The following is a 21,102-nucleotide window of genomic DNA, read 5'->3' as shown; positions in this document are numbered from 1 at the left end:
CGTTTCAGCGGGACAAGCGAGATAGCCGGCCGAAGAATGGCCACTTCGCATTCTTTCCGGCATCGCCGTACCGCCATGCCCGCCACGCCAACGCCTGTCACTTCCTACCCCGCCTCCGACCCAGGGTTCGCCGCCGTGCCGGTCGAGGATCTGCTGGCCGGCGAAGCGGACCTGATCGCACGCATCAAGCTGTGCTACGGCATCGACCGGGACAGCTTCGAGCGCGATGTCCTAATGCTGGTGCGCCGCTACGCCGCCTGCGTGCATCTGCTGCCGGCGACCGCCGACAACTACTTCAGCAAGCCGGGCGGCCTCTTGCGGCTCGGCCTGGAGACCGCTTTCTTCAGCCTGCAAGGCACCGACGCACACATTTTTTCGGGGCGGATGAGCATCTCGGCACGCCGCCAACTGGAACCGCGCTGGCGCCATGCAACCTTCATCGCCGGGCTGTGTTGCGAATTGCACCGGCTGATGAGCCATATCATCGTCACCGATGCCGCCGGCGAGGCGTGGCCGGCCTTCCTGCGGCCGCTGGCCGACTGGCTGGCGACCCGGGGCAGCGAGCGCTATTTCCTGCGCTGGCGGCCCCAAGCCGTCGAGGCGCGCGGCCTGGGCCTGTTCGCCCTGCCCCATGTGGTGCCGCCCGCGGTGATGGCCGACCTGTCCGAGGGCAACGCAGTCATCGTGCCGCATTTGCTGGCCAGCATCGGCGGCATTCCGGTCTATCGCGACCACAACATCCTCGACGAACTGGTCCGCCGCTCGCTGGCGCTGGTCATCGACCGCAACCTGGTCGCCAGCGCCGACCGCTACGGCTCGCCGCAATACGGCTCGCACCTGGAGCGCTACCTGGTCGACGCCCTGCGGCGGCTCACCAGCGGCAACTCGGCCTGGATAGCCAACCGCGAGAAGTCGCGCCTGTGGTTCGGACAGGATGGTCTGTTCCTGGTCTGGCCCGGCGCCGCCGAGGATGTCCACCAACTACTCGAAGCCGACCAACTGGCCGGCATCCCCAAGGCGCCCGAGACGATGCTGGAACTGCTGCTGGCCGCTGGCGTGTTCGAAGCGGCGGCAGCGGGCCGCGCGACTTGGTCCATCCAGCCGCCCGGCGCCAAGGCCCCGCTGGAAGCCGTCAAGCTCTCGGCCCCGGCCATTCTCCTCGCGGGAATCGATCCGCCCCCCGTCGCCTTGCCCCAGGCACTGGAATTCAAGCCGGCGCCGGCGTCTGCGCCAGTTGCGCGGCAGACGCCTCCATCCATGCCACCGCCGGCACCGGTGAAGAGCGGCACCCAGTTGTCGCTCATTCCGCCGTCCGAGCCGCCCGCCGAGAGTGACGTCCGCGTGACGCCGGTCGAGGAAACACCCGAATCACCCTCGCTGGAACCGGCGACGACACCGCCTTCGGCGACATTCGCCTTGCAAGCCCCGATGCGTCTGAACCCGGTCGTGCGCGACGCCCTGGCCGAGGCCGTTCGCACGCTCAACGATGGCATGGGTCCGCCCACCGTGTGCACCGTCGCCCAGGGAGTATTCGTACCGCTGGAGGAATTCGGGCGGCGCGGCGTCCAGCCATCCCTCGCCATGCGTGCCCTCACCGAGGCGAACCTGCTGGTGAAACCCAACCGCAATGGCCCGCCGACGCTGTCGCGTGAATTCAACGGCAACCCCACCGTCGGCATCGTGCTCGATCCGCGCTGCGTAAGCGGACTCGATCTGGCGGGCTTTGCCGCACCACCGGCGGAGGGAAGCTGAGATGCTGGTACGCCGCTACGAGATGCCCTGGCGCCGCGCCTACGAGGTCTATGCCGGCATCGCCTGGTGGCTGGCGCTGCTCTATTTCCTGGGGGTAGGCGTAGTCGGCACTCTCCCCCGGCAATTGGCCCTGCCGCTGGCGCTCGTCTGCTTCGCAATGGGCGTGTTGCGGGTGACCCAGGCCCTGCGCATGCTGGTCTTGCGCGCGTCCCTCGGCGGACGGGGCATCGAGGTCGTCGGTACCGACGACCTGGCTCGATGGTGCCAGGATCCGGCCTTAGTGTTCCTGGGCTTCGGCTTCGAATGGCAGCCCGTGCATTCGCAGCGGCTCTACGAACTGTCCAAGGTCGACTACCGGGAGTTCGCCGTATCGCCGCGCCTGCTGCAACTTTTGGGCTACGACAGCAAGCCCCAGCCGGACGCCGAGATCGGTCTGCCCTATATCCACGGCGTCGAACCGAAGGAAGGCCCGTTGCACCGGCCGCTGCAGAACTTCGAGGGCGGCACGCTGCTGGTAGGCACCACCCAGTCCGGCAAGGGGGTGGCACTCGCCAACCTGATCACCCAGGCGATCCGGCGCGGCGACGTGGTGATCGTCATCGATCCGAAGAACAGCCGGCGCCTGAAGCGGGTCGTGGAGCGCGCCTGCGCGGACTACCGCGAGCCGGACACCTTCATGGAATTCCACCCGGCCTTTCCGGAGCGGGGGGTACGGCTGGATTTCACCTTCAACTGGCAGAAGCCCACCGAGATCGCCTCGCGTATCCAGTCCATCATGCCGCCGGACACGGCCGGCGCCTTCTCGGCCTTCGGCTGGGATGCCGTCAACGTCGTGGTGCAGGGCCTGGTCGAATCGAGGAACGGCCGAACCTGATGAAACTGACCAAGTACATCGAGGGCGGCATCGAGCCGGTGCTGGAGGATCGCTGCGCCGCTACTACGATCAGACCCTGGGCGTCGGCTGGCGCGAACTGCCCGAGATGAAGAAGCTGCTGCACGACGCCCAGCGCGGCAACCTGAAGCGGCCGTCGGAGGCGGCCAGCGCCGACCTGATGGCCTTCGTCGCCTACTACGAGCACCACATCGCCCAGAACCAGCGCAACAAGGTGATCGATGCCCAGGTGCGCACCTTCCGCCACAACCGCGAGCACTACCAGAAGATCACCGCCAACCTGCTGCCCATCCTGTCGATGCTGACCTCGGGCGACCTGGGGCGCAGCCTCTCGCCCGACCCCTTCGATGCGGACGACACCCGGCCCATCATGAACTTCGAGAAGATCGAGCGCGCCGGCCATGTGCTCTACATGTGCCTGGACTCGCTGCCCGATCCGTCGGTCGCCTCGGCCATCGGCGCCCTGGCGCTGGCCGACCAGGCGGCGCGCGCCGGCATGCGCTACAACCTGGGCGGCTACCGGCGCATCGCGCTGTTCGTCGACGAGGTCTCGAACGTCATCAACCAGCCGCTGATCGAGATCCTCAACAAGGGCGCCGAGGGCGGCATCTTCACCACCTGCGCGATGCAGACCCTGGCGGACCTGGCCAAGCGGCTGGGCAGCGAGGACGCGGCGCGCATGGCGCTGGGCAACCTCAACAACCTGATCGCGCTGCGCACCAAGGACCGGCCGACCCAGGACTTCGTGGTCGAGACCTTCGGCAAGACGGCGATCCATACGGTGCGGGTGGGCCTGAGCCACGGGTCGGATGCCCACCTGGGCGACTTCTCGTCGAGCTATTCCACCCAACTCACCGAGAGCTTCGAGGAGATGGTGCCGGCCGATGTGCTGGGCAAGCTGCCCAACCTCCAGTACTTCGCCTCGGTGTCGGGCGGCCGGATCATCAAGGGACGGTTTCCGATCCTCGATCCCGATGCGGATTCGCGCCGCGCCCCGGGAAAGGCGACCGCATGATCCGCGCCGTCGCCGTGTTGTCGTTGCTCGTCCTGCTGGTCCTGGTGCTGTACGTGCCGTCGGCCCATCCCCCGGAGCGCTTCCTCGCGCAGCTACGCGCCGAGCATGAGGCGGCCACCGCCTACTGGGGCGCCGAGCCCGCCACCCGCATGCTGGATCGGGCGATGCGCATGCAAGATTCGACGGCCCAGGTCACGCCGATTCCTGCCGCGAAGGATGCGCCTTCGCCAGCGGGCGTGAACGGCGCGGTGTCCCGGGAGATGTCCTCGGTCAACCAGCGCCTCTTCAACAACGCCTACTTCCGCGCCGTCGACGCGCTGCTCCTGCTCGCCAGCTATCGACTCTCCACCCTGCTCGAATGGCTGCCCTGGCTGGCGGTATTCGTCTTGGCTGCCCTCGTCGACGGCGGATTGGCGCGGCTCATCAAGGCCAAGGAGTTCCTGCAGCACGATCCGGAGATGTTCGCGCTGTACGCCAGTCTGGGGATCGTGATCCTCTGCGCGACGGTCATCGGCTTCGTGCTGCCGGTGACGCTGCATCCGCTGCTGCTGCCGTGCGTGCCGCTGGTGGTCGGGGTGCTGGCCGGGCGGGCGCTGGGGTGTTTTCACCGACGTGGATGAGGCAGCACGAGCGCCATCATCTGCTGTGCCACCATGTGCCAAGGCAGTGGCGGCGGCGTGATGCGTTCGACATACTCTTGGCGCCACAGCATGGTGATCGCGCAGGCGAGCAGAAACGCCTCGTCGCTGGTAGTCAGGAACAGACAGTTGCGTCGACTGCCGGTGCGCCGGCCGGTACGCCCCATGCGTTGCAGGAACGAAGAGACTGTGCTGGGAGAGTCGATCTGGATCACGTAGTCGAGATCGCCGACGTCGATCCCCAACTCCAGCGTGCTGGTGGCGACGATCACGCAGTCCTGCTCTTCGGCGAATGCCGTCTCTGCAAGCTTTCGCTCGGACGCGCTCAACGACGAATGCGACACGAACGTCCGGGTGTTCAAGCTGCGCAGCGACACCCCCAACTCCTCCACCTTCGAGCGGCTATCGCAGAAAACCAGGCGCTTGGAACCGCGATGCAGCCGTGAGATCACCGTCGCGGCATTCGCCATCGACCCAACATGATCGATGGTCACATCGGCGTCCGTGCTGACCGACGAAGAGCCTACGATCTGGCGCCCCCCCGACCCCGCAAACCAATCCAGCAGTTCGACCGGGTTACCCACCGTCGCAGACAGCCCGACCCGCTGAATGGGCTGCCTTGCGTAGGCCTCGATCCGCTTGATCACAGCGCGCAGGTGCCATCCGCGGTCGTCACCTGCAAAGGCATGCAATTCGTCAACGATGACGACGCGAACGTTGCCGAACCATGACGCTCGATCTACCTTCGTCGAAATGAGCATCCCTTCGAGGGACTCAGGTGTGGTCAGCAGGATGTCTGGCGCCGAGCGCTTGGCTCGGGCCTTGGCCCCTTGCCCGACATCACCGTGCCACACCTGTACCGTCCTGCCGACGAAGCTGGCATAGCGCGACAGCCGTGACTCAAGATTGTTCAGCAGCGCCTTGATCGGGCACACGTACAGAACGCTCGGCCCTGACCACTCTTCGGTCGCCATACGTGACAAGACGGGAATTATTGCCGCCTCCGTCTTGCCGCCAGCCGTCGGTGCAAGAATCAGGCAATGTTTTCCTTCGAGGACCGGCACTACCGCCTCGGCCTGCGTCGAGCGCAGACCGCTCCAGCCCATCGAGTTGACGATGTGGTACTGCAACGCCCCATGCAGGCGCTCAAAGGCCTCCACGCTCATCGAGGACCACCCACGTGTCCTATCCGCTTACAGCTCGATGTCATCGACCGATCCCACGCCGACCGAAGCGCGTTCCTGCGCTGTCATCTCACTCTCCGAGATCGTCAGCGCATAGTGCTTGCGAGGATCGAAGTCCTCGAACTGATCAACTCGATCCATTACGTCGGCCACCAACTTCTTCAGGAACAATCGCGGCGATACGCCGACCTTGCCGCCGAGGTTTCCGGTGACGGCCTTGGCCAGGGACTCGACATAGGCGTCGTCAACCAAAGCGCGAACCCGGTCACCGGCAACAGCACCGTCGGCATAGATGTCCCGCACCTTGAGCCCAACTTCGAGCAGCGAATCGTGACCGAAGGCCGGCAGGCGCACCTGCACTGCTCGTGGGTTGTCGAACCGCGAGTCGGTCCCGAAATCAACGTGCAGTCGTTGTGCCAGCGGTGCGAGGCGCTGAACGCCTTGAGCCCCCTCATAGAAAGCCTGGGTACCGGTGATCAACAGATATAGGCCTGGAAAATGGCCGGCATCGATTTCGTCAATCCACTGCCGAAGCGCGTTCAAGCCTCGCTCGCGGGTATCGGCGCGCATACGTTGCAGGGTCTCGACTTCATCCAAGACCAGCAGCAGACCGCCATACCCCGAGTCGCGCAGCATGGTTAGCAGCCCGGATAGGAAGTTGGTCGCGCCGAAGTGATCGATATCTCCCTTCACGCCAGCCGAGCGCCGGATCGATGCTGCGACATTCGGCTGGCCGCTGAGCCAGGCCATCAGCCCATCGGCCGTGGCGTTATCGCCGGCCTGAAGTGCGCGTCGGTAGGCACGAAGCGTGGCCGAGAAGGCCGGCGCGACCTTGGTAACGCTGGCCAACCTTGCCTCCATCAGCGCCTCGGTCTTGGCGAGCAAGGTCGCTTCATCCGTCGGGTCAAGACTGGTGTCTTCGAGCACGTCACGTTCCAGCGCGTAGAACCAACCGTCGACGATGCCCCGGAACGCACCTTCGCCGCTGTCGGCCGTAGCGATGCGCTCGACCAGCCGGCGGTACACCGTTTCCAGGCGATGCAGAGGTGTCTCTGTTTCGGAGATCTGCACTTCGCTGGTCGCCAAACCGCGCGCCCGTGCCCGTTCTTGCAGCCAACGACCGAAAAACGTCTTGCCCGATCCGTATTCACCGCGAATGGCCTTGAAGGCGCCGCGTCCGGATGCCACCGCGTCCAACTCTTCGTCGAGCGTTCCCTGAAGCCGGCCGTAACCCACGGCCAAGGCGTCTAGGCCAGCCTTGGGGACCGTACCGCGCCTCAATGCCTCGATGACCTCGGCTCTGCGCTGCGAACTGATCATTTGCTAGTACTCATTGCGAATTCCACTCCGAACCTGCCGAGTCAAACGACGGAAACCCGCCGACGGAAACGATGCAAACGCGGGCTGTATTTTCGATAACTGCTTCTGCATGGAGATTTTCTTGATCCGTGACACGAATCCGCCCCATGAATCGAACAGACCTTCAGCCGGGTATGTATGCCTTGCGCAAGAAATCCATCACTTGCTCCTGCAACAAGGGGATGCTCTCAATCAGCTTCTTCTGTTCTCGGCTGACCTTTTCTGCAAGATCATCCATCTCCAAGGACAGTAAGACGAGGCCCTCCAATTTTTCTTCTGAGTCGAAAATCTTGCGTGATGCATCCGGCACCGAAAGCGTCCTTGCGTAGTCCTTCCTGCGCGCGAGGTAGTCCAAGAACCTTGTCGCCTCAGCAAGAATCGCCAGTTCGTTAGCAACACCAACAGTTAGCGCGCCACAGTCCGAATGCCAAAGGGCAGATGTGATGTCAAAGCTGGAAAGATTGATCTTTGTGCCTTCGTCGAGAGCATCTGCCTTTACGTTCTTGCAGAGACGAATAGCCTTCTTGAGACCACCTAGGGTCATCGTGTCACGTTGGTTGATACGTTGTATGTGCCGAAATGGCATATTAAGGATGCGTTCCGGCACTGCCTTATTGAGAATTTCAACACCCCTGTCTGACTCACTGCCAGAGTTCTGATAGTCACTGGTGTCGAACCAATTCGCCGGGACCACGTCAACGGGGCGTCGTAATGAACCCCCAGTTAGGTTAATGGCTTTTGGCCCGGAGATTTTCACCGTGGCCTTAGGAAAGGCCGCTATGAGTATGGTCTCCGCTTCGCTCCGCAGCTGCAGGAGCGCTTGCAGCGTGTCGTAGGAGACTGGGCTCGTGTAACCACTTCGAAGCGCTCTGTCGCCTGCAGTGTCGTATCGGTAGAACCGCCCCTCAATGACCAGAAAGTCGACATCACTGACGCCGCGGATGTGCACATCACAGGCAACAGACCCCTGAAGACGAAACTCCACACTGATCGACTTCTTGTCCAACCCAGACTTGAGCTGGGCACCGACCCTCTCGGCTTCTTCGATGCTGATGCGGGTGTAGTCAGGATCGACCGCCTGCATTGAACCAAGCGCGTATCGAGTGTAGCGTTGAGTGGGAGCACGTTTTGTGTATGCCTCTGCGATAAAGCTCTTCGCGAGCACCTGTTGGGCGGAATCAAGACTCAACTCACCAATTCGGTCCGTCCCCTTTCGGCGCGCATTGAGAGATTGAAGTCTCCTGTCGATATCACGCGCCATCTTTGCCTCTACGAGTTAGTTTCATCGTTCCAAATGTGTACCGGCCGTGTCCGTTGAAATATTCACCCTTGGCCGTCAGGAGATCAGCCGAGAAAACCAGCTCTGCTGATCCGCGGTGTGCAGCTAAATCAGGCTCGTCGATATTCGGATCGTTTTTATAGTTGTAGAGGAGGCGAAAGCCGTCCGCTTGGTCATGCACCAGCGCTGCTGCGATGCTATTGGAGCCTGACTGCAACGTCTTCAGCCTGATACGCAACTTATCCCAGCTTTGAATGATCGTTACCTCGCCATCCCACTTCTGGCCGAGCGTCTTGTCGGGATTGATCGTCTGACCATCGCAATGCCAAATTCCGGCAAGGTCCGGAACCTTCAGCAACCCAGCGAGTTTGGGCTGCCTCCAAACTCGTGATTCAAACCACCAATATAGGACGCTGTAGATCAGGCCTGCAGTCAGTGGCCAAAGCACTAGCGCAGGAACGTGGCCAGCCCATCCCAGGGTCTTCGCCAGATCGATCAACAAGACCACTCCCGCACCCAGCCCCGCGGCAATGAGCGAGGCTGCAATGCTGAGATAGCGGCCGATGGCCGCACGGTTCAGTCCCCCGAGCACCGAATACTCATGTTCCATATGAGTTCCTCAAGGAGTTTTGTTCTTGTCTCGTCGAAGCAGACCAATCGGCTCGGTTGCACCGAATTAAAAAAACAGTCGTTTAGCATAGACCGAAAGATTTGTGTGGGAACTACTGGCATTTCTAGCCGCGCCCCCTCATCGCAACTGCCGCGCCAACAATTCCCGGTTCAGTTCCACCGTACCCGCCGTCTCGTCCAGTACCAAAACCGCGGCTTGATCGACGTTGAGTACGCGCTTCGCGGCGTTGACGAAACCGCTGATGCGCATCGCAGGCATGCCCAGACGCTGCGCGAGCGCCGCTTTGGAAAGCTTTCCGCCACGAGCCGCCAGCGCCTCCAACAGGGAGCGCACGTCGGCATCGACAGGCGCCACGCGCGCCGCCAGTGCCTTCTGCGCCGTGTAGGCGGGCGACGCCTGAAGGGCGTCGATCCAGTGCACTCCGGGCACGGGCGCCGCGACGGGCAGCGTTCCGCCGAACAGATCGGTCTGCGGTGTAGGCGCTGGCAGCGGTTTCGCTTTCGGCGGCTTCTTGGGGAGCATCGGCGTTTCAGCGGCCCCTGCCGGCGATGCAACCTCCAGCGGCGCCCACCAATCCGGCTGCGGCGCTGCCGCGACCTGCCAGCCCTTCAGCGCCATGTTGCGCGGCGTGAACACGCTCAGCGGTACGACGACCTCCTGCGCCGATACGCCGCCGTGATAGCCGTTTTTCTTGGCCCCGTGTCGCACGCCCTCCGACCACGCGCAAACCACCGCATTGCCTGACGCGGTTTTCACTCGGCCGCCCTCGAAGACCAGCTCGCTCGCGTCCGGTGTGCCCGACGGCAACCGCCAGCGATCGCCCTCCCCCTGGCCACGCTGCACCGTGCCGTCGTCGATCACATGTCCATGGTCGGCGGTGACGATCACCACACGCCGCGCCCGACGCGCCTCGCTGAGCAAGGGTCCGAGCAGCCGCAGATCGTCGACCGTCCAGCGCACCTGGATCTGGTTTGATCCGCTGAGATGGTCGTCGACAGCGTTGTAGACCACGGCCACCACTTGCTGCTGAGTGGAGGCGATGGCATCGCGAACGGTCGATGAGAGGCCTTCGGCGTCTGAGAGATCACCCTTGTGGAATACCACCGGTGTAGTTCCGGCGCGCGACGCTGCCACCAAGGCCGGATGCGTAGCGAACGCGGTCTTCTCCTGCGCCGCTGCGCCGATCACCAGGCGGCCCGAGAGTAGGCTGGTGCGGCTCACTTCGGTGATCGTCGGCAGCGCCGCGATACCGAGCGCAAGTGTCGGCGTTGGTCCTGCGACCTGCTCGTCCCAGCCCAGGGCTTCCAGGTCCTCGCAAAGCTCACGGAAGATGCTGTAGCTCAGGCCGTCCGCCACCAGCAACAGCACCGGGGTCTGCTGCGCCAGCGGGGCGAGCAAGCGTTCGACGATCGCCTCAACCGGCATGCATGCGGCTTCCGCCCGAGGCTCGCGGTTCCAGACCTGCAAGGCTTGGGCGAAGGTTTGATTGAACGCCTCAGCCTTCTTGCGTGCCGCATCGCGCAGGGCGACGAAGGCCGAAGAAAGACCCGGCAAGTCGTCGCCGCCGAGCAGCTTGAAACGTGCCCAATCGACGAAGGCGCCTTCGCGGGCATACAGCTGCGCGAGATCAGCGAACCCGGTTGCCTGACGCCCGCTCCGAACCTTGCTCTCCGGCCGGTCGGCCATCATCCATCGACACAGGCGGACGGCCATCTTCACCCGCAGCATGCGCGTGCTTGCCGGGTCGGCATGAGCATGGCGCGCCACCGAATCCGCCGCCCGTTCGATGACCTGAAGCTGCGCCGTCGATGGCTCGGCGATGAAGGCCTTGAGTGCATCCGCGAGCAGGCCAAGCCGCTGCTCCAGACCGAGCGGAAGTACATCGCTCAAGTGGGCGTAGGCGTCGACATGGAGCTCTCGCAGCAGCAACTCGGCGCGTTCGATCACCTCGTGACGCAGGGCTGGGGTCAAGGACTTCAGACAATTCGCAGCGTCGTTAGCCCAAAGACGTCCCTCGGCGATGCCAATTCGCTTGTCGCCCATGAAGCGTTCGAGGCGTATCGCAGCAGCGGCCAGGTCGTGCACGCCTTCGCCCTGAGCCGACAACACCACGCCGCACACCAATCCGAGTGGGACGACATCCTGCGTGTTGCCGTCCATTACGCACCGCATGACGAGTGTGCCTACCGCTCCTGCGGAGTCGCCCAGCCAGGTCGCGATCTGCGGCTTCGCTTGGTCGGGAAGATCGTCGAAATGCCCGGCCGAATCGGCGCCCAGAGACCAGTTCAAGAGCATCGCCGCATCCGGCTTCGATGCGTCCAGGCTCAGGCAGCGGCCGAGGATGTTGCGCCACGCCGTGTCCATGTCCAGGAAGCCGTTGGGCACAGGCGCATAGGCGCCCATGCTGGCTCGCTCAACCAGCAGTTGGGCCATCCAGCGAAAGCGACTGAGTCGCGCATCGATCTCGCGCGCCTTGAAGAGTTGCTGGACCATGCCCCAGGCGTCAGGCTGAAAAACCTGAGCACGTGCCAGCCGCGCCACGACGTCACCACCCAAGTCGCGTGCGGACAGCGGCGTCAGCAGGATGAGCCCTTGCCCGGACTGCCCGTCAGGCACATCTTCCAGCGCTGACAGCGCTTCGCGTGCCATCAACGGGCTTTCGCACCAGCGCAGCCGGAACTGCCGGCCTGACAGGTTGATGGCGTCCGGCCATGCCGCCTTGGGTCCTGGCCTGAATGGCGATAACCTTTGCGTCGCTGGCGCGGTCCAGCACCGCGAGCGCCTGCGCCTCGATCTGCGGCAAGGACAAAGGCCCGGCGGTAACTGTCACTTGCTGCTCCCCGGCTTTTCAAGCCGCCACGAGATCGACAGGCGCAGGTCCGTGTCGTTGTCGAGTTTGGCGTGCAGGTCATCGAGCAGCGCCAGCGCCTGCGTGCTTTCGAGATCAGCCGCAGCGGACTCCTGCACGATCACCGGCGGCTTGGGCGCAGGCCGGCCGGGCGGAACCGGCGTCGGTGCCGTCGGCGGCAGTGGCGGCGTAGTCGGGCCAGCGGCAGGAGGAACAGCGGGTGGTGGCGGCGCCACGGTCAGCAATCGCACGGCCTTGATGCGCTGGTCATCGAGCGCAGCCTTCAGCCCGATCGCATGCTCGTCGGCGGCCAGTGTCTCGCTCACCTTGGCCACGATCGCGTGCGCTGCGGATCGCCGCTCGTCGGTCAGCGCCTTCATCGCCTCGAAGATGTCCCACGCACCGGTGCGAACCGCTTCATCCAGTTCTCGTGCCTTGGCCAGGGTCTGGCGCATGGCGACCTCGGATGTTTCGATCGTTGCGCCTGCAAGCGTCGTGACCACAGCCGCGCCTTCAGCACTCAACAGGCCGGCCAGCAAGGCCAGCGTGGAACGCGCCGTTTGCAGGCGGTGGTTGTCGCCGGGGGCCGGGAACAACGCGGACTTCTCGTTCAGCGTCTTGACCAGGCTGCCTATCGGCTCCCGTGCCTCACGCGCCTTGGCCTGAACTTCTTCAAGTAGCTTGGCGACGTTGCCCGCGTTGCGCGATGTCGGAATCGTCAACCCGAAAAGCGCGGCGGCACGCTTGCAGGCAGCCTCCCAGTCGCCTGGCTCGGGCAGCGTCTGCTCGCGCAGTTCCAGATCGTCCGGCATCTGGTCGATGCTCGGCATGGAGGGGACATTGCCGCGCACGAAGCTGCGATTGGTTTGTCCGGCGAAGGTGAGGATGATCAAGTTCTGCGCTTCGGTCGGCAGCCCCATCGCCAACGGTTGATCCATCCACTTGCGTAGATTGGCGACCGTGAAGGCGGCGCCCTCTTTGGCCTGCTCGCGGAGGAAGTGCGAGCGCCAATGGTCACCCAGCACAAAATGGGTCTCGCCCGTCTTGCCTAGCTGCACGGGGTCGGCAATCGAACGAATCAGTTGCCGTATAACGCGATCCCCAACCGGCGCGCGCCCGTCGGCGGTGCCGATGGCCCGCTCCAGTTCCGGCCAGACCTTCTTCACCGCGGCAGGCTTCACCTCGGCATCGAAGACCGGATGCGCCGGGTATTGGTGCCTGAAGAGCTGGTCGAGCAAGGCCTCGAAGGCCGATTTCAGGTTCGCCCCCACGGGCGGCAGAGGCGTCAGCGTCTGGTCCAGCGAGCGGAACTGGTCTTCGGGCGCCATCGGGTTCACCACGGCGTCGCGCGAGTCGCCGGCGATGCCGTAGGCCACCTCCAGGTACTGCCGAACCCGCTGCTGCAACTGGTCACGCTGGTTGCGCAGCAGCGCCTGCGCCGGCCCGCGATCGACCAGCGCCAGGTGGGCGGCCAGCTCGTTGAAGCGCTCCCCGGTCAGGATGTAGTCCAGCACCACCAGGCGGCCCAGGTCATGCTGCGCCTTGGCGCTGAAGAACGACGGCATCCACACCAGCGTCTGCGTGTCGTCGCCGCGATAGTCGGCCAAACGGGCCAGGTCGTCTGCCGGGGTGAACTTGGGGTCGTCGAACGGGAAGTCGATGACCACCGTCCAGGTACCCGGGCGCCCACGCAGCTTTTCGTCCGACATCTCGCGGACGTTCTCGAACAGCACCTCGACCTCGCGCTTCGTCCCGCGCCACAGCACCGCGTAGGTGGCGAACAGGTCGTTGGTGTCGGTCACGCCGAGTTGCTCGAACAGCATCTCGCGCACGCGGCGTCGGCGGTTGCCCGGGTTGTCGCTGGAGGCCGCCGGGCCGCGCACGATGGGCTCGATGTCGACGCCGGTGACCTGGATCGAGATCAGGGAGTTGGTGTCGTCGGTGACCTTGATCTCGCCGATGTCGGCCGCCCACTCCTTGCACTTGCGCAGCACGTCCTGGGTTTCGCGACCGGGGATGGGCGAGCGGATCGTGCCGTGGTTCAGTGCGGCCAGGCGTTGGGCCGTCAGGGCCTTCAACGAATCGACTTCGGGCACCAGCGCGCTCAGCAGCAGCGTCTTGATCAGCCGCGCATCGTTGCGCAGCGCTCGGGCCTTGGCCGGGTCGGCATCGCCGATGCGAATGTTTTCCCAAGTCACGCCATGCTGCCGCTCCAGATGCGGCAACAGCTTCTGTCTGTAGAGCCGCTTGGCGTTGTCGAAGTGGATACGCATCGCCTCCGAGAACGGCTCGTCGCCGTCGGCGATCACGTCGAACAGGTCGCCGACCGGGATGATCTGCCCCAGTTCCAGGTCATCGCGCCGATCGACCAGCAGTTGCAGCATCAGCTTCAAGGCCGTGCGCTCGCGCTGCAAGGCCGCCGACACGGCAATCAGGTCTGCACCAGCGCCGGGCTGAACGGGTAGACCTTGCGGAACATCTCCTTGTCCGCGGTCTCGGTCAGCAGGTGTTCCAGACCTCGGGCCTGACCTTCTGGAATTCATCGAAGGCATTGCCCAGCGTCTGCCGGGCCGCTTCGGACAAAGGCCGGAGCACCCGCTTCTCGGCAATTGCCGGCAGGTTGCGGTCTTCCAGCGTGATGCGATGGAAGCGCGCCTCCCAGTGGCGCAGCACGTCGCTGAACTGCAATTGCAGCGAGCCGGCGAGGTTCTCGCCGACCAGTTCGCGCAGGTCGCGCTGCCGCGCGACGAAGCTGACCAGCGGAATCGGCCGATCGGCGTTGCCGGCTTCGACCAGCTTGACGAGCTTGGTGCCCTCGCTGCTGACGAAGCTGACATCGGCCGCCCGGCTGGCCAGCCACAGGATCAACTCGTCGAGGAACAGGATCACCGCGTCGTAGCCGAGCGCCTTGGCGTGGCGGCTCATGATGCTGAGGCCATCGTCGAGCGGCACGAAGGCCTCGCCGCGGCTCTCGGCCACGTCGGCAATGGCCGTGAAGTAGCGGCTGATCAGGTCGCCGACCAGGCGCACGCGGTCGTCGCCGCTCGGCGGCTCCAGCATCGCGGCTTCAAAGCTCGCGGCATCCCAGCCGCCGCTCAGGTCGCCCCAGCCGCTGTCATCCCCGTCGCCGGCGTCCGAACCCTCGTTCAGGTCGCGGAAGAAGGCCTCGTCACCGAGCGATCGCGCATGCGCACCGCATCTTCGAACAGGCGCTCCGACAGATAGAAGCCCGGGATCGGCGCATCCGGATGCCGCTTGCGCACGAACTCGGCGTAGCCGCCCAGGATCGCCGACTCCATGCTGCGCGCGCCGATCATGTGATACGGCACGAGCAGGAACTTGCGGTCCTGCGTCCAGCCGTTGTGCTGGGCGACGACGTTGGCCAGCTCGGGCATCGAGCGCGCCGACACGTTGTTGTCGAGCAGCAGGTTGAGCACGGCCATGAAGTGGCTCTTGCCGGAGCCGAAGCTGCCATGCAGATAGGCTGCCTTGCTGGTGCCGCCCTGGACCGACTGCTTGATGAAGGTCAGCGCGTCATTGAAGCAGGCGTTGAGCTGCGGCGTCACGACGTAGTCGCGCAGCGTCGCTTCGGCATGCGCCACGCCGTCGGCCAGCTTCAGGACGAAGTCGCCCTGATGCACCTGCTCCGGGATCGCAATCAGTTCTCTGATCAGTGTCATGGTTGTTGTCTTCCCTGTTTCCGGCGTCCGGCCTGATGCATCGTTTCGTTCATGCTGATTTCTTGCGTCCGCGCTTGGCCGCCGTAACCGCCGGCTTCCAGGCGCGAAGGTCATCGAGCGTGAATTGCAGCGCTCGCGCCTCGTCGGTCACGAAGCTCTCGTAGTAGTCGCCCATGCGCGCGCCGAAATCGGGGTTCATGTCGTTGTGCCACTGCTTGAGCCAGGGCACCAGTTCCAGCAGCCGGCGAGCAAGGGCTGCAGGCGCTCGCGGCTCCAGCCTTCGCGTTCCTTCATGTCGATGAAGTACGTCGCCAGGCCGTGGCTTGCTGCAGGTGGTCCCAGCCGGCCCAGGCGATGACGAGGCTGCCGTCGGCGCCGCGTTCGCAGCCGGGGTAGCTGATCCAGCGCTCCTTGGGCACGTCCAGGCCGCCGCGCAGGCGCCAGAAGTCGGTCTTCAGGAAGTCCTTGCTCTGGTACTTGGGCGGCACCGGGATCTTGCCGACGTGTTCGCCGGCGTCTTCGCGGCGCTGCAGAGCCCAGGTCTCTTCCCACTGGGCGCGTTTGCGCAGGCCGTGTCGGTGTAGCGCAGCACCGGCAGGAAGGGCACGGATTCGGCGGCGACCAGGTTGGCGACGAGGGTTCACGTCGAAGTCGGCATGGCCGGCGTACAGCGCGGCGATCTGCATGAAGTCGGCGTCGCGCCCGGCGCGTCGGCCAGCGGCTGGTGGTGTGAGCTGCGGCGGGCGTGCGCCGTCTGCCGTCTCGGCGCGGCCAATAGCGAGGGCGATTCCAGCCGGGCCAGCAGCCAGTCGCGCAGCGCGGCCTGCTCCAGCGATTCCCACGACGGCGTGTTCCAGCGGCGCTTGTACTCGGGGCGCTCGATCAGGCCGATGTTGCGGTCGCGCTCAATCAGGTCGATGCGGCGCTGCACGACCTGGCGGTAGTCCTCGGGCCAGTGGGCCGGGATCTCGGTGATCGGCGTGGAGCCGTGGCGCTCGAACCAGGTCGTCTGCTCCGTGCCGGCGGCGATGCGGCGGGCCAGCACGATCTCGAAGGCGCGCTCGCCGAGCGCCACCTCGGGCGGGAAATCGGGGCTCAAGGCTGACAATGCGCCGTCGGCAACAGGCCGTAGAGGCGGTAGCAGCGCCAGTCGAGTTCTTCCTGGCTGGCGATCATCTGGCGGCGTAATTGGTCGCTTGTCGCGGGCGGCGTCCAGCGCTGGCGCGGGTCGGCAGTAGGCAGTCGTAGTAGCTGCCAGCAATAGGCCGCGGGTTGAGCGGCGGCCAGTTGGTTGGCTAGTGTGTCGAGCGGGTGGCGATGTCATGGGCGGCAAGCCTCGACGAGGGGAAAGCTCGGCAACCTTGGTACCCGTTAAACTCGTAGAAGTCCTCGAATGCGATCAGTCCGCTGTCGAGCACCATGCTGGTCCACCGTGCTGCCCTTGTTATGAAACACCTGCTTCAACCAGAAGCACGCCACCGACGAATTCAGCAGCCCGAGCAGCCCCAGGTGCTCGTCCTCGCTGGCTGCCGGCGGGCAGCTTGATCACCGGCGCCGTCTGCTTGAAGACCTTGCCGCCGCGGTCGAGGACGAAGTGGTTGTGGGTGGCGACGAAGGCGAAGGTGATCAGAAGGCTGAGTCCACACGGTCCTTGATGAACTGCATGTACTGATCCCAGCGAAAGCCGTGCTGCTCAGCGGTCTTTCCGAACATAACTCTTGAACGCAAGTAGCTGCGATTGCGCCAAGAGAGCTGGTCGTAGGCAGACCCGGGCTGAGTTTCGGGGAGCTTCGAAGCTGCTCCCGACTTTGACGTACGGAAAGATGACCAGCCCTTGGGAATTCAGGGCTCCAGTCGCGCACTTCATCGCCAAGGGCGAAGTCTCGTACCGGGACTTCGAGCCTTGGCACGAGATGCGTTGGAGTCAGGAAAGCCTCATCCTCTCCAGTGATCGCCATGAAGCCGGCCGAGGCAGATGACGGAGTTGAGCCTCGCAGTTGCGTGCTCCTCGATCGCTTCCTTGAGTCCGCTGCGCCCCGCCGCCTCCGATGCTCCAGCCACGCTGACGAACTCGCTCTCCGACCCCGCCCGGTCGATCTGCCCGACGATGGCCGACCACACCAGCCCCTGCGCCGGATCGTCCGGCGTGCTGGGCTCGCCCTTGATGCCCATCACCGTGCGCACGGCGTCGCCCACCGGCGCGCGGTGGCGGCCGAACAGGATGACCGTCGGCGTGCCGTGGCCCCGGGATGTAGGCGCCCGAGGTGTCGACCACATGGGTCAGGTCCAGCCGCGGCAGCACCTGCTCGATCAGCTTGCTGCCGAACTCGCGCTTCATGAACGAGTTGGCGGTGATCAGGCCGACGAAGCCGCGCCTGGCCGTCGCGCCCAGTGAGCGCCAGTTCGAAGAAGCGCTCGGTGAACGGCGCGCCCAGCGAATACTTCATGTGGCAGCTGGCGTAGCGCTTGCGATAGGCCGCGTTCAGCGCCGCGTCCTTCACGACGATGTACGGCGGGTTGCCCACCACCGCGTGGTACTGCCGGCCGAGGATGCGCTGCACCTCGCCAGGTCTTCGCTGGCGTAGGCGTGCGCCAGGCCGGTGTCGGCGTAGTGCTCGGCGCCTCGAACATGCGTCCGTGGCGTCAGCCAAAGCGCTTGCCGTGCAGCAGGCTGTCGCCGATGGCCACATGGATGCGGAAGTCCGGCGCCTCGGCCAGCTTGCTGCACATCGCTGGCCTGCAGCGCCGCCACCAGCAGCCGGAAGCGCGATGGCGACCGCAAACGGGTTCAGGTCCACGCCGGCCACGGCGTCCAGCGCCTTCTGGGCGATGTCGCGCGATTGCGCCCGGGCTCGTTGCGCTGCCATTCGTCCACCAGCCGGTGGAAGCCGCCCAGCAGGAAGTGGCCCGAGCCGCAGGTGGGGTCGATCATCCGCACTTCGCGGTAGCCGAACTCGCGGATGGCCGGCGTCAGCGTGCGGTCGAGGATGAACTCTTCGACGAACTCGGGCGTCTGCAGCAGCGCGTAGCGCTTGCGCGTGGCCTCGCTCAGGTCCTGGTACAGGTCGCCCAGGAAGCGGGTGTTCCAGGTCGGGGTCGGTGAAGTCGTGCGCCAGCGCGCCGGTGTTCGGGTCCACCTGCTGCCAGAACTGCGCACGGCCATCGCCGCATCACCGCTGATGCCGAGGCGAAAGACCGGGTTGTGGCCTCGTCGAAGAAGGTGTGCAGGCCCGGCAGCGTGCCGGCCTCGCGGAAACACGCCAGCAGGTAGTCGCGGTCGCTTCTGCAGCGGGTGGCGCGGAAGTAGGCCTCGTGCCGGTCGCGCGCCAGCGCCAGCCGGCCCGACTCGGCGTGCCGCCCAGCCAGGGGCGGTCGACCAGCTTGTTGTCTTCGATGAAGCGCAGGAACACGCAGCTCAGCAGCCAGTGCACGCCGGCCTGGGTGATGACCTGGTCGACCCAGGTCTCGAAGGTCTCGGCCGTGCGCTCGGCGTCGCGCGCGGCCTGCCACTCGGCCTGAAGCTGGGCGCGCAGTTCCGGCACCTCGCTCGCGGGGCTGAGCGCGCGTTCGCGCAGGTCGTCTTCGAGCCGCTTGAGCAGGCGGGTCAGATCAGCGAGCAGGACTTTGGCATCAATCATCGGAGGGCTTCAATTCGTGCGCAATTTCTGCGTTCAAGCCGCGGAGGCTGCGCGGTGCAGGTTCTTGGCCCAGGCGACGGGAACATTCGCCCACTGGGTGGAAGTGATGACCGGTACGGGTACATCGTCGACGGTCGGCAGACCGGTGGCCGCCATCGGCAGCAGCATCCACAGGCTGCCGAGCTTGCCCGGCCGGCCGACCTCGTCGCGCAGGTCGTCGATCAGCGGCATCAGGCCATAGCGGGCGATCAGGCCCGAATTGACCAGCAGCACCGGGGCGGTGGCTTCGAGCAGCGCCTGCTTCACCTGCGGCAGCGCCTTGTGCACCAGGCGCATCAGACGGCTCCAGTCGGTGCTGGTCGGGGGCGGCGCCGTCGGCCATGAGCACGACATTCCAGTTGACCTTCATCGCTCGGCCTGCTCGCGCAGGGCCTTGAGCATGAGCGTGTCGAAACTCACCCGCTGGCGGCCGAAGCGGCGCAGCAATTCGGCTTCGACATGGTGCGCAAGACGCGGCTCGACGGTCAGCACGAGAAAACCGCCGGCCTTGTGCGCATAGGCCAGGCGATCTTCCAGCTTCTGCGCCTCGATGGCAGCGGCGGAGGTCTCGTCGGTGCCGATGTCCGGCGCCGGCAAGCCGCGCTCCATGGCCGTGGTGGCGCGGGAGTATTGCGTGGTGCTGCCGGCTGACGGGCCGAGCGCTTGCGTCGAAGGCACATAGCCCGGGCCGGCCGGGGCATCGTCGCGCCAGACCAGCAGCGCGCCAACGTCGCTCAGCAGTGTGTCGAGCAGCGGGCGTTTCGGCAGCGGCTGCGCTTCGGGGTAGCGGCCGGCGACGCGATCCTGCACGTCCTTCAGCTTGAGGAAACGCACCCCCATCAGCGCGCCGAGCGACTGGCGCAAGGCCAGCGAAGCGGCCATGCCGCGCGGATAGATTTCCTGCCGGCTGGACAGCGCCGCGCGCAGCGATGCGGCGGTGGCAAGGCGTAGCAGGCGCTGTGCCGAGAGCGCCGGGTTGGCCTCCGGCGCGGACACCGACTCCAGCGTTTCGAGGGCTCGCTGCGGCGTCAGCAAGGGTTCGGCTTGCGCGCAGGCGTCCGCCGACGCGCCGAGCCGACGGGCGTATTCGGCCAACTCGGCGGAAACAGCGATCAGCGGCAAGGGGCGGTGCTCGAATTCCTGAAAACGCAGGCGCTCCAGGTGGGCTTCGGCCTCGCAGCAGGCGCGGACGACGGCGGTGGCCAGGCGCATCCGCTCGGCGTCGTCCTGCGAGGCGCAGCCACGCATGGCGAGCAGCGCCGACGCCAGCTCGGGCACCGTCATCACGCCGCCCTGGGTGGAGAGCAGGCTTTCGAAGTGGTTGCGCAGTTCGGTGAGCTGCGGCGTCTTCAGCCAGCGCTCGCGGGCTTTCAGCAAGGCGGCGGAAAGCGTCGTTGCGGTCGATCGCCAGCGCGTTGGCGGCAACGCCCAGCGGCGTCCATAGGGGCGTGGAGCCTTCGGGGTCGAACCTCTTCTTCCAGGCCGAGGTAGATGGCCAGTGCGGTTTCTTCGGCACGATCGTCGCCGGCCGGCCGGCGTGGCAGCAACTGCGCGGCCAACTCGTTGACGCTGATGGCGCCGGCCGATGCCGAATCGTCGTCGACCTCGTGCAGCGTCGGGCGGCCTTGCACGAGGTCCGGCCGGATGGCGGCCAGGCTTTGCCTTGAGGCGGATTTCCTTGCGGATGCGGTCGCCGACGCCGCGCAGATAGCGGAAGCGGACGCGATCGACGGCCAGCAACTCGCGCGCGTTGTGGATGGCCATCGCTTCGAGCACGTTCTGCGCTTCGACGCTGTAGCCGAGTTCGGCCATGTTGGTGCTGGCGGTGGCCAGGCGCGCGACGGCTTCGAACGGGTCGGCCGACTGCTGGCTCGCCGACGCGCCCGCCTCGAAGATGTGGCGCCAGTCGCGCAGCATCTCTTCGGCGTTGTCGAAGCGCTTCTGCGGATTGCGGTTCAGCGCCTTGGCGAAGAAGGTGGTGAAACCGTCGCGCAACAAGGGGTCGAAACGCTCGCTGGCCAGCGTCGCTTCGCAATCGAGCATCGACGGCTGTGTCTTGCCATCGCCCCAGCGCGGCAGCACACCGGTGACCATTTCGTGCAGGGTGACGGCGAGCGCAAAGCGCTCGGCCTGAAGATCCCAGCGCG

18 protein-coding genes and 2 pseudogenes are annotated in these 21,102 nt (G+C 65.4%); 3 read left to right on the top strand and 17 right to left on the bottom strand.

Going from position 1 to position 21,102, the window contains the following annotated elements; translation table 11 throughout:
• Positions 1-36 precede the first annotated feature (36 nt).
• The 3 genes and pseudogenes from mobH (at position 37) to V5B44_RS04560 (ending at position 4,279) form a co-directional block, all read left to right on the top strand.
• A complete protein-coding gene (gene mobH / locus V5B44_RS04570) occupies positions 37-1,752 on the top strand; it encodes a MobH family relaxase (protein WP_332357956.1) in 1,716 nt (571 codons plus the stop codon).
• A 1-nt stretch (position 1,753) separates the two neighbouring features.
• Positions 1,754-3,659, top strand: a pseudogene (gene traD / locus V5B44_RS04565) (conjugative transfer system coupling protein TraD).
• The gene (locus V5B44_RS04560; protein ID WP_332357955.1) at positions 3,656-4,279 is read left to right on the top strand and encodes a DUF4400 domain-containing protein; all 624 of its coding nucleotides are present in this window, start codon (positions 3,656-3,658) and stop codon (positions 4,277-4,279) included. Before traD ends, V5B44_RS04560 begins: the two are co-directional and overlap by 4 nt.
• Here the strand turns inward: V5B44_RS04560 and V5B44_RS04555 are convergent.
• The 17 genes and pseudogenes from V5B44_RS04555 to V5B44_RS04475 form a co-directional block, all read right to left on the bottom strand.
• A pseudogene (locus V5B44_RS04555) lies at positions 4,276-5,463 on the bottom strand (DEAD/DEAH box helicase); the annotation flags it as partial. The gene V5B44_RS04560 and the pseudogene V5B44_RS04555 sit on opposite strands and share 4 nt — an antisense overlap.
• A 27-nt stretch (positions 5,464-5,490) precedes the next feature.
• Positions 5,491-6,801, bottom strand: coding sequence for a BREX system ATP-binding protein BrxD (gene brxD / locus V5B44_RS04550; RefSeq protein WP_332357954.1), 1,311 nt, complete (start codon positions 6,799-6,801; stop codon positions 5,491-5,493).
• Between the two features lie 163 nt (positions 6,802-6,964).
• Positions 6,965-8,101 carry a hypothetical protein gene (locus tag V5B44_RS04545; protein WP_332357953.1) on the bottom strand — a complete coding sequence of 379 codons (1,137 nt, stop codon included), beginning with the start codon at positions 8,099-8,101 and terminating at the stop codon, positions 6,965-6,967.
• The gene (locus V5B44_RS04540) at positions 8,091-8,729 is read right to left on the bottom strand and encodes a hypothetical protein (RefSeq protein ID WP_332357952.1); all 639 of its coding nucleotides are present in this window, start codon (positions 8,727-8,729) and stop codon (positions 8,091-8,093) included. The genes V5B44_RS04545 and V5B44_RS04540 overlap by 11 nt, the downstream gene beginning before the upstream one ends.
• Positions 8,730-8,867: 138 nt before the next feature.
• A complete protein-coding gene (gene pglZ, locus V5B44_RS04535; protein WP_332358552.1) occupies positions 8,868-11,423 on the bottom strand; it encodes a BREX-2 system phosphatase PglZ in 2,556 nt (851 codons plus the stop codon).
• A 153-nt stretch (positions 11,424-11,576) separates the two neighbouring features.
• Complete coding sequence (locus V5B44_RS04530; protein ID WP_332357951.1) at positions 11,577-13,991, bottom strand: hypothetical protein; 2,415 nt, start codon at positions 13,989-13,991, stop codon at positions 11,577-11,579.
• A 106-nt stretch (positions 13,992-14,097) separates the two neighbouring features.
• On the bottom strand, positions 14,098-14,658 hold the full coding sequence (locus V5B44_RS04525) for a hypothetical protein (protein ID WP_332357950.1): 561 nt from the start codon (positions 14,656-14,658) through the stop codon (positions 14,098-14,100).
• Between the two features lie 86 nt (positions 14,659-14,744).
• Complete coding sequence (locus V5B44_RS04520; protein ID WP_332357949.1) at positions 14,745-15,278, bottom strand: DUF6079 family protein; 534 nt, start codon at positions 15,276-15,278, stop codon at positions 14,745-14,747.
• 49 nt (positions 15,279-15,327) lie between these two features.
• On the bottom strand, positions 15,328-15,507 hold the full coding sequence (locus V5B44_RS04515) for a DUF7008 domain-containing protein (RefSeq protein ID WP_332357948.1): 180 nt from the start codon (positions 15,505-15,507) through the stop codon (positions 15,328-15,330).
• Between the two features lie 61 nt (positions 15,508-15,568).
• Complete coding sequence (locus tag V5B44_RS04510; RefSeq protein ID WP_332357947.1) at positions 15,569-15,964, bottom strand: DUF7008 domain-containing protein; 396 nt, start codon at positions 15,962-15,964, stop codon at positions 15,569-15,571.
• Positions 15,919-16,377: a DUF7008 domain-containing protein gene (locus V5B44_RS04505; RefSeq protein ID WP_332357946.1), complete on the bottom strand. Its 459-nt coding sequence runs from the start codon at positions 16,375-16,377 to the stop codon at positions 15,919-15,921. The genes V5B44_RS04510 and V5B44_RS04505 overlap by 46 nt, the downstream gene beginning before the upstream one ends.
• An 836-nt stretch (positions 16,378-17,213) precedes the next feature.
• Positions 17,214-17,555, bottom strand: a complete 342-nt coding sequence (locus V5B44_RS04500) for a hypothetical protein (protein WP_332357945.1) — start codon at positions 17,553-17,555, stop codon at positions 17,214-17,216.
• Entirely contained in the window at positions 17,450-17,968 is a 519-nt protein-coding gene (locus V5B44_RS26560; protein ID WP_434735406.1) for an Eco57I restriction-modification methylase domain-containing protein, read from the bottom strand. Before V5B44_RS26560 ends, V5B44_RS04500 begins: the two co-directional genes overlap by 106 nt.
• Before the next feature lie 98 nt (positions 17,969-18,066).
• On the bottom strand, positions 18,067-18,441 hold the full coding sequence (locus V5B44_RS04490) for a hypothetical protein (RefSeq protein WP_332357943.1): 375 nt from the start codon (positions 18,439-18,441) through the stop codon (positions 18,067-18,069).
• Positions 18,442-18,448: 7 nt separating this feature from the next.
• Positions 18,449-18,916 (bottom strand): hypothetical protein, encoded by a 468-nt coding sequence (locus tag V5B44_RS04485; RefSeq protein ID WP_332357942.1) that lies wholly within the window; start codon positions 18,914-18,916, stop codon positions 18,449-18,451.
• Between the two features lie 33 nt (positions 18,917-18,949).
• Positions 18,950-19,252: a hypothetical protein gene (locus V5B44_RS04480; protein ID WP_332357941.1), complete on the bottom strand. Its 303-nt coding sequence runs from the start codon at positions 19,250-19,252 to the stop codon at positions 18,950-18,952.
• Between the two features lie 69 nt (positions 19,253-19,321).
• Positions 19,322-21,049: a hypothetical protein gene (locus V5B44_RS04475; protein WP_332357940.1), complete on the bottom strand. Its 1,728-nt coding sequence runs from the start codon at positions 21,047-21,049 to the stop codon at positions 19,322-19,324.
• Between the last annotated feature and the right edge of the window lie 53 nt (positions 21,050-21,102).

This window comes from Candidatus Accumulibacter necessarius (assembly GCF_036625085.1).
The sequence above is the reverse complement of the archived record's forward strand: the minus strand, read 5'-3'. Positions and strand labels throughout refer to the sequence as shown.

Excerpts from the sequence above, each read along its gene's own strand:
- V5B44_RS04540 (WP_332357952.1), bottom strand. The coding sequence starts at position 8,729 with ATGGAACATGAGTATTCGGTGCTCGGGGGACTGAACCGTGCGGCCATC.
- V5B44_RS26560 (WP_434735406.1), bottom strand. The coding sequence starts at position 17,968 with ATGTGGCCATCGGCGACAGCCTGCTGCACGGCAAGCGCTTTGGCTGAC.
- V5B44_RS04520 (WP_332357949.1), bottom strand. The coding sequence starts at position 15,278 with ATGACACTGATCAGAGAACTGATTGCGATCCCGGAGCAGGTGCATCAG.
- V5B44_RS04475 (WP_332357940.1), bottom strand. The coding sequence starts at position 21,049 with ATGGTCACCGGTGTGCTGCCGCGCTGGGGCGATGGCAAGACACAGCCG.
- V5B44_RS04485 (WP_332357942.1), bottom strand. The coding sequence starts at position 18,916 with ATGATTGATGCCAAAGTCCTGCTCGCTGATCTGACCCGCCTGCTCAAG.
- V5B44_RS04560 (WP_332357955.1), top strand. The coding sequence starts at position 3,656 with ATGATCCGCGCCGTCGCCGTGTTGTCGTTGCTCGTCCTGCTGGTCCTG.
- V5B44_RS04490 (WP_332357943.1), bottom strand. The coding sequence starts at position 18,441 with ATGGCCGTGCGCAGTTCTGGCAGCAGGTGGACCCGAACACCGGCGCGC.
- V5B44_RS04510 (WP_332357947.1), bottom strand. The coding sequence starts at position 15,964 with ATGCAGATCGCCGCGCTGTACGCCGGCCATGCCGACTTCGACGTGAAC.
- brxD (WP_332357954.1), bottom strand. The coding sequence starts at position 6,801 with ATGATCAGTTCGCAGCGCAGAGCCGAGGTCATCGAGGCATTGAGGCGC.
- mobH (WP_332357956.1), top strand. The coding sequence starts at position 37 with ATGGCCACTTCGCATTCTTTCCGGCATCGCCGTACCGCCATGCCCGCC.
- V5B44_RS04480 (WP_332357941.1), bottom strand. The coding sequence starts at position 19,252 with ATGCGCCTGGTGCACAAGGCGCTGCCGCAGGTGAAGCAGGCGCTGCTC.
- V5B44_RS04525 (WP_332357950.1), bottom strand. The coding sequence starts at position 14,658 with ATGCTGGAGCCGCCGAGCGGCGACGACCGCGTGCGCCTGGTCGGCGAC.
- V5B44_RS04500 (WP_332357945.1), bottom strand. The coding sequence starts at position 17,555 with ATGTGGTCGACACCTCGGGCGCCTACATCCCGGGGCCACGGCACGCCG.
- V5B44_RS04545 (WP_332357953.1), bottom strand. The coding sequence starts at position 8,101 with ATGGCGCGTGATATCGACAGGAGACTTCAATCTCTCAATGCGCGCCGA.